The organism is Pseudomonas sp. R3-56 (assembly GCF_051132075.1).
Classification (GTDB): domain Bacteria; phylum Pseudomonadota; class Gammaproteobacteria; order Pseudomonadales; family Pseudomonadaceae; genus Aquipseudomonas.
This window is the reverse complement of the sequence record NZ_CP071657.1, coordinates 1,715,113-1,730,302: the sequence shown is the minus strand read 5'-3', so window position 1 is coordinate 1,730,302 and position 15,190 is coordinate 1,715,113. Positions and strand designations below refer to the sequence as shown.

At 59.7% G+C, this 15,190-nt stretch carries 5 protein-coding genes and 1 pseudogene; 2 read left to right on the top strand and 4 right to left on the bottom strand.

Annotated elements, in window-relative coordinates:
- The first annotated feature begins 131 nt into the window (after positions 1–131).
- Together J3P96_RS07975 and J3P96_RS07970 are read left to right on the top strand one after the other, a co-directional pair.
- Complete coding sequence (locus tag J3P96_RS07975) at positions 132–404, top strand: hypothetical protein (protein ID WP_434658120.1); 273 nt, start codon at positions 132–134, stop codon at positions 402–404.
- A 112-nt stretch (positions 405–516) separates the two neighbouring features.
- A pseudogene (locus J3P96_RS07970) lies at positions 517–805 on the top strand (addiction module antidote protein); the annotation flags it as partial.
- A 172-nt stretch (positions 806–977) separates the two neighbouring features.
- On the opposite strand, the gene J3P96_RS07965 reads toward J3P96_RS07970, so the two are convergent.
- The 4 genes from J3P96_RS07965 to J3P96_RS07950 all read right to left on the bottom strand — a co-directional run bounded on the left by J3P96_RS07965 (position 978) and on the right by J3P96_RS07950 (position 15,186).
- Complete coding sequence (locus J3P96_RS07965) at positions 978–1,262, bottom strand: hypothetical protein (RefSeq protein ID WP_434658377.1); 285 nt, start codon at positions 1,260–1,262, stop codon at positions 978–980.
- 39 nt (positions 1,263–1,301) lie between these two features.
- Positions 1,302–2,003: a transposase gene (locus J3P96_RS07960; protein ID WP_434656419.1), complete on the bottom strand. Its 702-nt coding sequence runs from the start codon at positions 2,001–2,003 to the stop codon at positions 1,302–1,304.
- 71 nt (positions 2,004–2,074) lie between these two features.
- Positions 2,075–2,443, bottom strand: coding sequence for a hypothetical protein (locus tag J3P96_RS07955; RefSeq protein ID WP_434656418.1), 369 nt, complete (start codon positions 2,441–2,443; stop codon positions 2,075–2,077).
- A gap of 17 nt (positions 2,444–2,460) precedes the next feature.
- On the bottom strand, positions 2,461–15,186 hold the full coding sequence (locus J3P96_RS07950) for a deaminase domain-containing protein (protein WP_434656417.1): 12,726 nt from the start codon (positions 15,184–15,186) through the stop codon (positions 2,461–2,463).
- Positions 15,187–15,190 lie beyond the last annotated feature (4 nt).

The following is a 15,190-nucleotide window of genomic DNA, read 5'->3' as shown; positions in this document are numbered from 1 at the left end:
GCTGTGCGCGGGAGATCTTCGGATCTGCCGGTTTTCTCTGTTACCGGTTCGCCAACCTGCGCACAGCCACCACCCAATCGTTTGGCGACGACTGAGTGATGGCTTCACCCAATCAAACAGAGATATTCAAAATGAATCGATACATGCCCATCACTGGCGTCGACTGCACTCCCGCCACCCTGCTCATCGACACCGAAGCCCCACTCGATGTCCTTTTCGAAACCGCCGACTACCGCATCCGTTGCGTAACCCAAGTGCTGGAAAATATCGCGTTCCGCTCAGAAATCAGCTCCGATACCGTCGTGCTATCCGACTTTTGCAAGCTGTTGACGATTTCTCTGCGCGATGGATGTGACGTGATGGATGTGATCGGAAGACGGTTGCGGGCGCAGGCTGCCGGATAACGAAAACGGGCGACCTTCGGGGTCGTCCGTTTCACTTTCTGGGCACACGCTTGGCAGTCAGAGCCGCGTCATCGAACCGCCCACCAGAAAATGTAGGCGTGGAGACCACAAAATGACTGAGAGATTTACCAGATTCGATCTTGCGAAATACCTCAGCACTCCCGAGGCCATCGCGGAGTTCATGAGCGATGCCCTGGAAACCGGCGATGCAAGGTATATCGCCAAAGCGATGGGGGTAGTCGCACGAGCCAAGGGGATGACCGAATTGGCCAGGGAAACGGGCCTGTCGCGCGAACAGCTATACCGTTCCTTTTAGCGAACATGGTAATCCCACTCTGAAAACAATGCTGGCGGTTATGAAGGCACTTGGCGTCGACATGACGGCTCGGCCACACACACGCATTCGGGTCGTAAGAGGAAAAGAAAAAGGACACCCATTGGGACGGTCCCTGTCAGTAGAAAATAAATCCGTCCCTTTTACCTCATTTTTTCTCGTCCCCTTTTCTTATGTCCACAGAAAAAAAACCGTGCGATTTCTGCTGTCGGGACCAGGTAACATGTCTAAATACCAGACTATGGATATATGCCGGCCCGCTCAAGCTCACAGAAAAAAAATTCCATACCCTCACGTATGCTACCTGTATCTTTTCGTATCACAGGTCCATTGCTTGCCGACAAATTTAAAACAAATGTATAAATATCAGACTCTCTTTCACCATCCACTTTAAATATGAAAAACCCCTTACTCTTCATCGCCACCAACTCTAATATTTGAATAAACTCCTCCAACCCAACGCTATTCATACTTGGAGAGCCGAAACGGGCCGCATACTTTTCACATAGCTCATTAGAAGACATCAATCCAGCCCTCTTAATGCTTTCAAAAAGGGGACAGATTTATTTTCCGTTCTTCCCCCTTGGCCGCCCCTGACCTCGTTGTTCTACCCGAATACCAACAATTCGCTCTACCTCATCAACGAAGCGCCCTGTCCCGGTCAACTGACCTCGCTGCAATGCATCACGGATCAATCGGACCTGCTCTGTAGGTATGGCCTCATGCACGAAAGCCTTATATCTACGACGCCGCTCCACAGTCGTAGCGCCTAGAGCAACGAAGCAGGGATCGACATCCAGCCATCCGCTGTCAGGCCCATCACCCAACCGGCTTCCGTAGCTCGACCATTGGTAATCTGCTACGTCGGCCACCATTTGAGCGCGTACAGGATTCAATTCTATGTAACGACAACAGGCAAGGAGATAAGCATCTGACTGCACGACACTGGATTTGTAACGGCTTTCCCATAGCGTACCGGAGCGCCCTTCCAGCCGATTGCGGTAACGTGTGGCACGTGCCGCTAAAGCCTTCATCATCTGCCCCAACCCAGCGATCGACTCACCCGGGGCCAGCAGCAGATGGACATGATTGGTCATCAAACAATAGGCGTAGACCCGAACTCCAAAAGCATCCTTGAGCTCGCGCAGATCCGCCAGGTAGCGTTGATAATCCTCGGGAGCCGCAAAAACCACCTGACGGTTATGGCCGCGCTGCACGATATGGTGTGGATAATTCGGCAAAACAATACGTCCCATCCTGGGCATATTTGACCTCTCCTCCGTGGAAGCTTTCAGCGTAGCAAAGGTTCAGAAAATAAATCTGTCCCCTTTTTCCTTTAGACACCTGAAGCATCAATGACACCAGTATAGCTAGCGACTAAGCGTATATGTTCAAGCATTAGCTTTTCGTCTTCATCACTACTGCTACCCAACCCAAACTCAGGCAGCTTAGAGTACGCACCGCTGAGCTCTTCAAAAACATCATCTGTGAAAGGATCATTCCTAGCAAACTTCACCCCCCCCATTATCGCCACGAAAAATAAAGCGGTGAGGGCCTGAACCCTTACCCGGTGCGCTTTGGAATGCAAAAACGCATCCATCTCATCGTAAGCGTAAGCAAAGGCCTGATAGATTGTAAGACCTTTATTATGAGTAGCTTCACTATACGAAACCTGCATCTCATACAACATATCGGAATAACTCAAAGGACCTCCAATAAAACTCAATCACGCGTAAATACATTCAACTGGATATTTGGATAAAGCTCCCTAAATTGTAAGATCACCCCTGTACAGCTAGGACAAACTGCTTTTTCAGAGAGCAAGTTTATGCGCCCTGTTGCGCTAGTATTCTGACCAAGCCTCTGCGCAACTGTTTCCAAGATCTTAAATTCAGTATCCGCATCTCTCAAATATGCACCCGGCCCACCTATATATTTTGAAGTTGCGCTATCCGGCTTCAGAACCCAACTATCTAAGCTTCCATTTGGCTTTGGTAGAAAATCGTCGACACGCTGATCGTACCCGCTAAAAGACTTCATCAGCAATTGTTCACTGGATAGGGCAGGTATGTTGATTTCTGCAAAAGCAACATTACCTCTGTCAGGTAAATCCTGCCGGACATCCTGAACTGCTCCTATTAGCCGATTACGAATATCTGGAGAACTGTTGTTATCGAGATACACCAATACGGGTTTAGGCCCTTGCCCCACAATACCTACAGGTGTCTTCCCGGTTGTTAATCCAGAAAGCCCACCTTCCAGCGCAACCCCAATACCAACGCCTATAGCAGTGCTGGAGGCCTCATTCGACTGTACGACCGCAGCACCGCCACCCTGCATAATATGCAAGTTGTCCAAGTACCCCTTCAGCCGAAGCTCCTCCGGAATACTCAGGACTGCGTTCCAAGCCTCCTGCACCTCAGCCGCCGCACAGCTTGGACAGTTGGCCGCTCCCATTGCCCAAAGCGCCGCCTTCGACGGACCGCTTGCCATGCCTTCCACCGCCAAGGCAAAACCTTCCTGGCTACCTCGTCCCTTGGCGTCAAGCACTTCACGCATGTATCGTGCATCGGTTCGGTAGTCTAGCGGATCAACCAATGCGACGTTCTTGAGCATTTTATCGAGTGCGGTTTTGTCTTTAAACAACTCGACCAGGCCAACACGCTCATTGTTGTAATCGGCCAACGACACCTTGAACAGCGTGTCGCTCTTGTACTGGTTCAACTCCACTCGAAGATAATCTGCTGCTCTCGCCGTCTTACCTTCCGTCAGCACACTGTCCCAACCACGGTCCACCATGGCGGCAGCAGTGCGCAGCAGTTCCTGCTGTGCCTTCTCTTCGGTTAAGCCGTTCTGCGCAGCGTATCGCTTTACTCGCTCTTTATCGCTGGCAAATTCGATTTCGTCCGGGTGCAGTTGACGGTTGTATTGCGTACTGTTCTGCGCAGCCCATGAACCGGTTTGCAAGTCTGCCGCATCACCACCGCCTGCTGCGGCCGCAAGTACCCCGATCAACTGAGAGTTCATCACCAACAATCTTTGCTTCTGGTCAGGCTGCATGGCGTCGTATTGCTTGGCCAGAGTATCAACCAGAGCCTCGTTCAAGCCGGCAGCCAGTGCGCCAGTCTTGAAATCACCTCCAGCTACCTCAGCTGCGAGACCACCCATAACTGCATGCAAACCAACCTTAGCTAGACCGCCTTCCTTTAAATCGAACCCTTTACCAAGATCCCCTACCAGATTGAATCCCGCCGCAGCAAAGGTATTCGCTAAACTGCTACGCAGGGCATCGTCGAACTGGCTATTACCACCGAGCGCCCGGTCCAGCAAAGTTGACGTACCGTTCTGCAGCAGTTGGTTGGCACCAAATCGGCCAATACCTTCCAGGCTCCCCAAACCGCCTTGCGTAATTACCTTGCCGGCGTTAGGCAAGACGCCCTCCACCGTGGTGGTGGTACCGGTCATCTTGTCGAAGATGCTGGCTGTCAGACCCGCCGTTACCCCCGACACCACGTAACCGCGCAAGGCGTCCGAAGAAGTTACGTCCTTGAACACCGCTCCCAGGTTGCCACCGTTATTGATAAAGCTGATGGTGGCGTTGCTCGCGGCGCCGGTTGCGATAGCGGTGAGCGCCACGTTGGCCCAACCTGCGGCCACTGTTGAGCCAGCCAATGCGCCGCCGGCCACAGCTGATGTGGTAGCTGTTCCGGCTGCGGCCAAGGCTGCACCTGAACCAGCTGCTGCAGAACTCCCGGCCATGGTGCCAATCAAGCCACTGGCCGCGCCAGCAGTGAAGTAAACCACGAGAATAGCGATGATCATCTGCACAGCCGGCCCCATCCCGGAGTGGCTGTATTTGTAAGAGTCGTGAACCTCCTTGACCTTGCGCCAATCCACGTCGCCGCGTTTCTCGGCTTCGGCCAACCACGCCAGTTGCGGGTCCGCATCGACCATGGCTTTGATCGATTGGTGCACGCTCTCTTGGCTGACCTGCTTAATATCAATGTTCAGCCCATCGACAGCTTTGATCGCGATAGCACCAGCAGCAACCATCTGGGTCTGACGCAGGGTTTCGTCGGTACTGCCTTTACCCGACATTGAGCTCCAGGCCATGCTGCCTTTGCTTTTTGCATGGTCTTCTTTGTGCAAATCCTTCAAAGCTTCGAAAGTAATCGCGCCACCACTGTCGAGCGAAATATCCCCACCACTCTCCAGTTTCGCCACCTGATACCGCTGATCCCCCCCACTGACCAACTTCAAATCCCCCCCAGCGCTGATCTCGCTCCCGATGTTTTTCACATCCGTCACTTCATCGCGCTGAGTCTTCTTGCTCCCCCAACCGCCTTTCTTCTCCATGTCATACAGCGTGTAGTCGGAGTTCTGTGCGGCCAGCAGTTGCAGTTTGTTCTGCGCCACCAGATACGCTTCATTCGCGGCGCTGATGCGGCTGGCGATCAGGGTCATGTCGTTGCCGGCGCCCAGCACGACGTCGCCGCCGGCTTTCACGGTGGTGGCGACCTGGCTGACGTGGTCTTCCTTGCGGGTGACGCTTGAGCCTTTGTTGTACGAATGCACTTCATCCGCCGCCGACGCCAGGGTCATGTCGCCGCCGGCGCTCATGTCTACGTCGCGCTTGGCTTCGAGTTCGCTGGCGATGGCTGTCAAGTTGCGACCGGCCGTGACGTCCAAGTCCCGGCCTGCCGTCACTTCGGAAGCGAGCTGTTTGATCGCCGAGTCATCGTGATCGCCGTGGTCGGTGATGCGGTCGGCTTTCTGCGCCGAGACGATGTTGACGTCGCGGCCGGCTTCGAGGGTCAGGTCGTTGCCGCTGCGCACGACGCTGCCGATGGTGTTGAAGTCGCGTCCGGCGTCGATGCTCAGGTTGTTGCCGGCCTCGATCCGGGCGGCGCTGTCGGCAAAACCCATCGACCATGACCAGGCGCCGTTTTTGTCGTCGTAGTTGGTCACCGTGTGTTCGTTGACCACGTCGCCCCGCGCCGTGGTGAGCGACACATCGCGCCCGGCGATGATGCCGCCGGCCTTGTTGGTCAGGTCGTTGCCCGCCAGCAGGTCGAGGCGGTTGCCGGCTTCCATCAGGCCGCTGTTGGTCAGGTCGTTGGCGGCGGTGGCCGAGAGGTTGTTGCTGGCGCGCAGGGTGCCAGCGTTGCTCAGGTCCTTGCCGGCGATCAGCGTTACGTCCTGGCCCTGGATCAGCGCGCCGTTGGCGGCCAGGCGGTTGTTGGCGTTGGCCAGGTACAGGACCGGCGTGAGGACTTGCTCGCCGTTGACCTCGACGTTTTCCATCCAGACGATGTCGTGGGTCAGGGCGGCGACTTGTTCGGAGGTGAGGCTGACGCCCACGGACAGGTCGAGCGCCTGCTTGCTGGCGAGGGCGTTGTTCATCAGGTACTTGAACATGCCCTCGTTGGAGGTTTGGCCTTCGAGGAAGCGTTGCCCGGTGCGGGCGATGACGGCTTGCTGCACCAGGCGTTGTTCATAGAGGCCGTCGCCCAGGCGCTTGGCGCTCTGGTCGGGGTCGTAGCCGAGGGTCTGCAGCAGGTAGTCCGAGCTCATGAATTGCTTGAGTTCGGTGAGCGCCGGGTTGGTTTCGATCAGGTATTTGTGCGGGTTGGAGGTGACCGTCGCATTGGGCAGGGCTGCCACGCGCGCCACCGTCTGGCTGGCAACAGGCTTGGGAATTGCCACCGAAACATCAGTCGCACCAGCGCCTCCGATGGCGGTGCCTTCGTGGGTATGTCCAGGCAACTGAGGCATGCCCGTAGCGGGGTCCGTCGGGATTGCGGTCTGGATGGTTGAGGCGCCGACGGTAATGTCAGCACCTTCGCGAGCCAGTAATTGCAACTGCCGATCGGCCGCCGAAACCTGCCCGACGTCAGCAATCTGAAGGTTGCGCCCGGTGAGGGCCGGTATACCGGTGGTCCGGTCCGAGGCGCTCACGCTGGCGCCGCCTATCGTCCAGGTGGATGGCACCACCGGCGCCTGAGAGGCCGGCGCACTGCTGGTGCCCTGTCCGCTCAAGCGGAACAGGCCATTCTGGCCTTGGGGCATGACAAAGCCCGGCAAAGCCAGCGGGTCGATCCGTTGCTGGGCCAGGTCAGGTGGAAGCTGGCTGTTGAGATGAACAATGAACGGCGTGGTTGCCCGCAGCGTGCCGGTGTCGTCGACCTTGCTGTCGCTGGTGAGAATTGGCGCGTTGACGGTTTGTACGCTGTTGTTCAATGACGTTGAGGCAATGATCGTGGTGCTGCCGCCGGACTGAATCACCGCGTTGACGCTTTTGCCGGTACTGGCCGTCTGCGTTGCGGAGAAAACGCCGTACCGGGTGACTTCCACGGGCACGGGCATGTTTTTCGACGGGTCGTAATCCGGATTCAGCTCGGTGCTCAATCCGCTTTCCTGCTGGTAGAAGTAGCCGCCGTCGGCCCGTCGGTACAGCGGCACGTACTTGGCGCTGTATTTGTTGTATTCGTTGACCGCACCGCCCGGACCGATCAGCCCCAGGTAGATGCTGCCCGGCTCCCTGTCGGCCGGGTTCCGGTAGTTGCTGCGGTAGGTGATGGTCTCGAGGTTGACGCCTTCGTTCTTGAACGTATCGACCGTGATGTTGATGTTCTTCGCTGCCGACACCGAGCTGTACTGGTTGAGGAAGTTCGAGCCGGTGACGGTCAGGTTGCCGCCGGAGGTGATGAAGGCGGTCGGCGAATCCTTGTCGAGCGTGGTTTCGTAGACTTCATTGACGTAATACCAGACGTTCCACTCGTCCGAGCAATGGCTGCAACTGTGAGTGATGTAGCCATTCACCCGTTGCTGCGTGTACGTCAGCTCATCTTTGCGGTTGGTGATGGAAGTGGCGAGCAAGCGCATGTCGCCCGCGCTTTCCAGGGTGCCGGAAATGTTTTCGATCACATCTGCCCGGGCGCCTGCCGCGTTTCGGGAGATGGTCAGGTCACCGAAGCTGTAGATGTCCGCGTAGTTGTTTTTCAGCGTATCGCTGCGCAGTTGCATGCCCGCGCCGCTGAAGATCAGGCCCCTGTCGTTGAGCAATTGCGTGGCGTTGACGGTGAGGTCCTGGGCGCTGCCCAAAGTGCCGTAGTTGTTCAAGGACGACGTATTGAGCAGCAAGTCGTCATTGGCCGTCATGCGTCCACGGTTGATGATCGAGCCAGCGGTGATGTCGGTCGATCCGCCCCCGGTAATACGGCCGGCGTCAGGCAAGGACACACTGGCCGCTTTCAGCGAAAGACGCCCCAGGCTGCTGACTCGGCCAACACCCGAATAGGTCCCGCCCAGGCTCAACTGCAGGTCGCCATCACTGGCGATCAAGCCGTTGTTCACCCAATTTCCACCGGTACCCTCCAGCCGCGTCGAAGCCAGCAACTGGCCGGTTTCCGTCTGGGTGAAGTTGTTGACGTTCACGTTCAAGCGCCCGGCCTGGATGGCCGTGGTGTTGGTCCAGGTATCGGCGTTGAGCGTCAGGCCGCCGCGGGTGACGAGGGTGCCGCCGGCGCCGGTGACGTTCGGCAGGGAGATGTCGAACGTGCCGTCGCCCAGGTGCAGCAGCTGGCCGCCGCTGTTGAGAAAGCTGTTGGCGGCCAGGGTTAGGTTGGTGTTGGCCGTCTCCAGACTACCGTTGCGGTTATCGAAAAGACTGCCAATCTGGAAATCCGTCGTTCCGCTGGTACCCAAAGCGCGCAGTTTGCCGCCCTGGTTATCCACGCTCGCCGCGCGCAGCGCCATCGTGCTGTCGCTTTCGAGGATCCCACCGGCGTTGGTCAACACCCCGCTCAAGCCCAGCTCGATACGGTTGCCGGCGATCTGGCCGGCGCTGTTATCCAGGTTGGCGCCGCTGACATTGACCAGCCCGGTGGCGTAGAGGCCACCGTTGCGGTTGTTCAGGTCGGCGGTGTTGATGATGACATCGCCGGCCTGGGCCGCGATTCGTCCGCCGTTGTTGTTCAGGCCGGCCAAGGCGCGGATGTTCAGGCGCTGGCCCTGGATCACGCCGCCCTTGTTGTTCACGTCCAGACCGTTGCGCAATACGCCCACGGTGCGCGCTTCAATCGCGCCTTTAAGTGCGGCAAGGGTGCCGCCGCGGTTGTCGATGCTGGCGGCGCCAACGCTGACGTCGCCGGTCTGGGCGATGAGTTTGCCGCCCTGGTTGTCGAGGTTGCCGCTCAGTTCGAGGTCCAGGCCGGTCTGGCCCTGCATCTCGCCCTTGCCGTTGGCAAGGCTTGCGGCAGTGAGTTCGACATCAGCCGTCTGGCTGTAGATCAGGCCGTTGGTATGGTTCTGCACGGTGCCGGTGGCGGTGATCGCCAAGGCATTTTTTGCCGCGAGGGTGCCGGTGTTGCTGTTGTCCAGGGTGCCGGTGAGCAGGGTCAGTTGATCCTGGCTGGCGATCTGGCCGCCCTGGTTGTTGATCGCGGTCGCGCCTTTTACGGTCAGCGGACCGGCGCTGGCAAGCTTGGCGCCGCTGTTGTCGAGCACGCCATTGAGGTTCAGGTTGACGGCTGCGTTGCCGATCAGGCTGCCCTGGCGGTTATTCAACCCGGCGGTGTCGACTGTGAGTGCTTGCTGAGCATTGACCGCGCCACTGACGTTTGCCACGGAAGTGGCCTTGAGGGTCAGGCCCGCGCCGCTGTCGATCAGGCCGCCCTGGCCGTTATCCAACGCGCCGCTGAGGGTGAGGCTCTGCGCACCGCCGCTGCTGAGAATGCCCTTGGTGTTGTCCACCGAACCGGCCGTCACGCCCAGGCTGCCCTGGCTGACCAGCGCCCCGCCGTTGCCGTTGAGGAGGTTGCCCAGCAGGTTGAGGTTCACATTGCCGTTGCGGCTGGACAGTGTGCCGTTGTTGCGGTTATCCAGGCTCGCGCCGTTGACCAGCAGCCCCTGCCAGCCGGAGATCAAGCCGTTCTGGTTGACCAGCGCCTGGCCGTCGAGGCCCAGGTTCTGGCTGCTGATCAGCTTGCCGCCGCTGTTGTCCAGGGTCCGGCCTTTGAGGTTGAAACTCTGGCTGCTGGAGATTTCGCCGCCCTGGTTGTTCAGGTCGCGCAGGGCATTGAACGTCAGCGGACCTTTGCCGGTGATCAGGCCGTTGCGATTGTTCAGGTCGCCGTTGCCGAGGTTCAGGGTGACGGCTTTTTCGCCGAGCAGGCGGCCGCCGTCTTGCGTCAGCGATGCCAGGGTCAGGTTGATGTCGCCCTTGGCCGACACTTCGCCACCGTTGCTGGAATCCAGGGAATCGGCGCCGAGGCTGAGGTCGCCTTGGGCATTGATCAGGCCGTTGGCGCTGTTGTTCAGGGCTATGGCGTTGAGGACCAACGCACCGCCGGCCAACACGCTGCCGCCCTGGTTGTTCAGATCGCCACCGTTGAGGGTGAGCAGTTGCGCAGCGCTGATCAGGCCTTGGGCCTGGTTGTTCAGTTGTTGATCGACAGTCAGTTCAAGGCCGCCGCGGCTGGTGATCGTGCCGCCATTGTTGTTCAGGTTTTGCGCCTTCGCATCGACGCTGGCCGCGCCGATCATCCCCTTGACGTTGTTCAGCGCCTGGGCGATGCGCAGGGTCAGGCTTTGGCTGCTCAGCAGTTTGCCGCTGTCGTTGGTGAGGTTTTGCGCGGCCAAGGTAAAGGCTTGCGCACTGGAGATTTCGCCGCCCTGGTTGTTCACGCCGTTGAGGTTTTTCAGCAGCAGCGTGCCCGGTGCATTGATCAAGCCGTCCTGGTTGTTGAGCTGGCCGTTGTGCAGGTCCAGGCTCAGCGAGGTGTTGCTGAACAGCTGACCACCCTGTTGGTCCAGGCCAGTAACCGACGCGGTCAACGCGCCTTGGCTGCCGATGCGGCCGCCGTCCTGGTTGGTGACCTGGGCGGCCGTCAGGTTCAGCGTGCCGCCACTGTTGAGCCGGCCCTTCTGGCTGTTGTCGAAGGCACCGGTGGTGACGTTTACCGCACCTTTACCGCTGAGGTTGCCCTGCTGACGATTGTCCAGCGCCGCGCTGGTGAGCAGCAACGCGCCGTCGGTGAGCAGTTCGCCGCCCTGGTTGTCGACGCGACCCAGGCTGTGCACGGTCAGGTCTGCCGCGCTGGACAGGCTGCCGCCGGTGTTCGTCAGGTTGGCGGCGCTGACGTTCAGGGTGCCTTCGCTGCTGAGCTGGCCTTGGGTGTTGAGCAGGTCGCGGCTCAGGTTGATGCGCTGATTCTGCAGGCTGACCAGGTAGCCGCCGCTGTTGTCGAGCGAACCGCCGTTGAGTTCCAGTTCGGTCTTGGCGCTGAGCAGGCCTTTGGTGCGGTTGAGCAATTTGTCCACGGTCAACTTCAGCGCTTGTCCGGCGAACACCTGGCCGCCGTCGCTGTTGTCGAGGTTCTGGCTGACCAGCGTGACGTCGGCGTTACCCGACAGCTCACCGCCACGGTTGTCCAGCTCATCCACGTCGAGATCCAGCGCTTTTGTCGCGCCGACCAGGCCGGCCTGACGGTTGTCGAGGCTGGAGGCCTTCAGCGTCAGGGCGTCGGTGCTGATCAACGTGCCTTGACGGTTATCCACCGTGTTGACGCTGGCATCGAGCCCGGTCTTGCCGGCGATACTCCCGGCGCGGTTGTCCAGGCGATCGGCAGCCAACAGCAGCGCGCCGTCGGCGATCAGTGAGCCGCGCTGGTTGTCGAGCAAGGTGTCAACAGTCAGGTCGAGTCGGTCACGGCTGCTGATCAAGCCATCGCTGTTGTCCAGGCGGTTGCTGCGACTGTCGAGCGAGGCGGCCGAGATGACGCCGCGGGCGTTGTTGAGGACCTGGGCGGTTCTGAGCATCAGGCCTTGGCTGCTGAGCACTTTACCGCCGCTGTTATCCAGGTTTTGCGTCGCCAGGGTGAACGCCTGTTTGCTGGAAATTTCCCCGTTCTGGTTATTCACGTCCTTGAGGTTGCTCAACAGCAACGCGCCCGAGGCGTTGATCAAGCCGCCCTGGTTGTTCAACTGGCCCTGGTTCATGTCCAGGCTGAGGCTGGTGTTGCTGAAGAGTTCGCCGCCCTGTTGATCCAGGCCGGTGATCGACGCGGTTAAGGCTTGGCTGCTGGCAATACGGCCGGCGGCGTTGTTCACCTGCGTGGCGTTGAGCGTGAGGGTATTGCCCGAGGTCAGGAGCCCGCCCTGGCTGTTGTTGAGGGCCCCGGTGGTGACCTGGGTCGCGCCCTTGCCCGAGATCAGGCCTTTCTGGCTGTTGTCCAGGCTGGCGCTTTTGACGGTCAGTGCGGCGTCGGTGCTGATGGAGCCGCCCTGGTTGATCAACCCTGCACCGCTGGCAATCGACAACATCGCGGCGCTGCTCAGGCTGCCCGCGGTGTTGTCGAGGCTGCCCGCCTCGACAGTCAACTCGCCTTCGCTGCTGATCAGGCCTTTGCTGTTCAACAGTGAGTTATCGAGGGTGATCACCAGTCCGTTGAGGCTGTTGAGCAGGCCCTCGCTGTTGTCCAGCGAGCTGCCGCTCAAGGTCATGTGGCCTTGGGCATGGATCAGCCCTTTGCTCTGGTTGATCAACTCGGCAACTTTCATTTCCAGGTCAGTGCCGACGATGAGCTTGCCGCCCTCGCTGTTGTCCAGCCGCTGGCCGCCTATCGTTGCGCCAAGACCGGCGGACAATTCGCCGGCCCGGTTATCGATCTGCCCGACCTGCAGATCCAGTGCCTTTGTGGTGCCGACCAAACCGCCGTTGCGGTTATCCAGTGTGTCGGCACTCAGGCTCAGGTTGCCTTGAGCGACCAGCGCACCGCCCTGCTGTTGCAGGGCGCCGAGGTTGGCAGTGAGTTGGCCTTGGCTGGAGATGCGACCGAGGCCGTTCTGTACTTCATTGGCTTTCAAGGTCAGCGGGCCGACGCTTGTCAGCAACCCCGCGCGGTTGTCCAGGCGCGCGCCGTCGAAGGAGACGCTGCTTTTGCCGGAAATGACCCCGGCCTCCCGGTTGTCCAGTTGATCGACCGTCAACTGCAAGGCCTTGTCGGCACGCACGTTCCCGCCACGGTTATCCACGGAGTCGCTGTGCACGCTCAGCAGATCATTGCCGGCCAGACGACCGCCGCGGTTGTCGAGATGGCCGGTTTGCAGGTCAATCTCCCCCTTGGCAACCACTTCGCCCTTGTTCTGATTGTCCAGCACACCGCTGATGCGTGCGGTCAGGCTGCCGTCGCTGATCAACTGGCCGCCGGCGCTGTTGTTCAGGCTGGCCGCCTTGATCGCCACAGCCTTGCCCGAGCCGAGCACGCCGTTGCGGTTGTCCAGCGCACCGCCCACGTTAATGTCCAGGGCGTTATCGCCGAGCACCTGGCCGTTGCTGTTGTTCAAGGCCAGCGCGTTGAGCCGGGTCAGGCCGGCGCTGGAGATTTCGCCATCGAGGTTGGTCAATGTGCCGTCGATGTTTACGGTCAGGTCTGCATTGCTGCTCAGGTTGCCGCCGCTGTTGTCCAGGCTTGTGGCGTTCAGACTGAACGCCTGGTTGCTGGAGATTTCGCCGTCGCGGTTGTTTACGGCCGCGAGGTTTTTCAGCAACAGGCTGCCGGGGGCATTGATCAGCCCGCCCTGGTTGTTCAACTGCCCGTGGTTGAGGTCGAGCGCAACGCTGGTGTTGCTGAACAACTGGCCGCCCTGTTGATCCAGGCCGGTGACACTGGCGTCCAGCGCCTTGGCACTGGCGATGCGGCCGGCGGCGTTGTTCACCTGGCCGGCCTTCAACTGCAGCGTGTCGCTGCTGATCACGCTGCCCTGCGCGTTGAGCAGTTGCCCCGCCAGGTTCAGGTTCAGCCCTTGCTGGGTCGAAAGCGAGCCCTGGCGGTTGTCCAGCGACGCGGCGCTCAATTGGGCGTTCTTGCTCGCCGTGAGGCGCCCGCCCTGGTTGTTTATCTGGCCGCTGGCGCTGATGTCGAGCATCTGCCCCGCCGCCGCCAGACCCGCGACGTTATCCAGCGAGGCAACGCGCAACGTGACGTTGCCCAAGCTGCTGAGCTCACCGGCGTTGTTGATCAACTGCCCGACATTGGCCGTCAGGTTGCCGTTGCTGCTGACGGTGCCTTGGGTGTTGAGGAGTTTGTCGGCAGTAACGCCCAGCGTGCCGCTGCTCAGCACCCGGCCTTTGTTCTGGTTGTCCAGCGTTCCGGCTTTTACCGTGGCGGTTTGCCCGGCGCTGAGGGTGCCGCCCTGGTTGTTCAGCGTTTGCGCAATGTTGGCGGTGAGGTTACGGCTGGCGACGATGCTCTTGCCGTTGTTGTTCAGGCTTTGTGCCGTGAGGCTCACATCGCCCGAAGCATTACGCGTGTTATCCGCATTCACCCCGGCTTCGATAACGCCATTGTTGGTTAGCTGCCCACCGGCATTCAACGTGATGCTGTCCCGAGCGGCGAGGGTTTGTTGGTTAGTCAGGTTGCCCTGGGTCTGGGCGCTTAGGGTCGTGCCGGCATAGACCGGCCCCTTCGCGTCAAGACTCGCCGCCTTGACGTTGACCGCCCCGCTGGCCGAGGTATCGACCATGCTCAAATGCCCATTGGCATCGAGCTGGATATCGCCGCCACTGGCAATCAACTTGCCGTCCAGCTTCACCCCAACCCCAGCCTCGGTGCCCACCAGTTTGATCGCGCCGGCGTACATCCCGCCCAGCGCCGAGGAGTCGATCGCCAGTTCCGGCTTGGCGCTGCCGTCGTCGGCGCGGGCAGTAGCCTTGAGGGTGTCGGCGTTGACGTCGTTGCGCCCAGCGACAATCGTCAGGTTCCTGGCCTGGATCTCAGCGTTGATTTTCGCGCTGCGGGTGATGATTTCGAAGTGGTCAACGTTGGTCGCGTTAAGACCGGCGCCTTCGATGGCGACGCTGCCCTGGTCCACTTGATAACGATCCAGCCGACCGTTTTCGACGATTGGTTTGCCGGTGCTCAGGGTCACTTTCGGGCTGTTGATAAAACCGCAGCCATTGCAGCTGATGCCGTAGGGGTTGGCGACGATGACATGGGCCGATTGCCCGGCCACTTCGGTGTAGCCGCGCAACTGGCTGGGGCTGCCGCCGTTGACTTCGTTGAGGATGGTCGTGGCGGCCGCGCCTTGGAGGTTCGGGTTGCCGACGATGATCCCGCCCAGTTGCGTGGATTGGGTGCGCGAGGTGGCGTTGTTGAGGATTACGCCGTTGCTGCCGACGTTGTAGTCCTTGAACTGGTTGTGGGACAGACCGTTGGCATTCGGCTTGGCGATGTTGACGATGGGCACGCCATTGCCGGCCCGGTCCAGGCCGGTGCCCGGGGCGCTGACCACGATGCCGTCGGCCTGGGCCCACATCGGTTGCCAGAACATGACGTTGGCCAAGAGGAACGCCAGACCGCGCTTGGGCATGCCGAGAAACCGCTCGCGGTTTTTCAGGGCAGCGGAAGGTTGGCGGGCCAGGAAGGCGTGTTGGCGGTCGTCCATGATC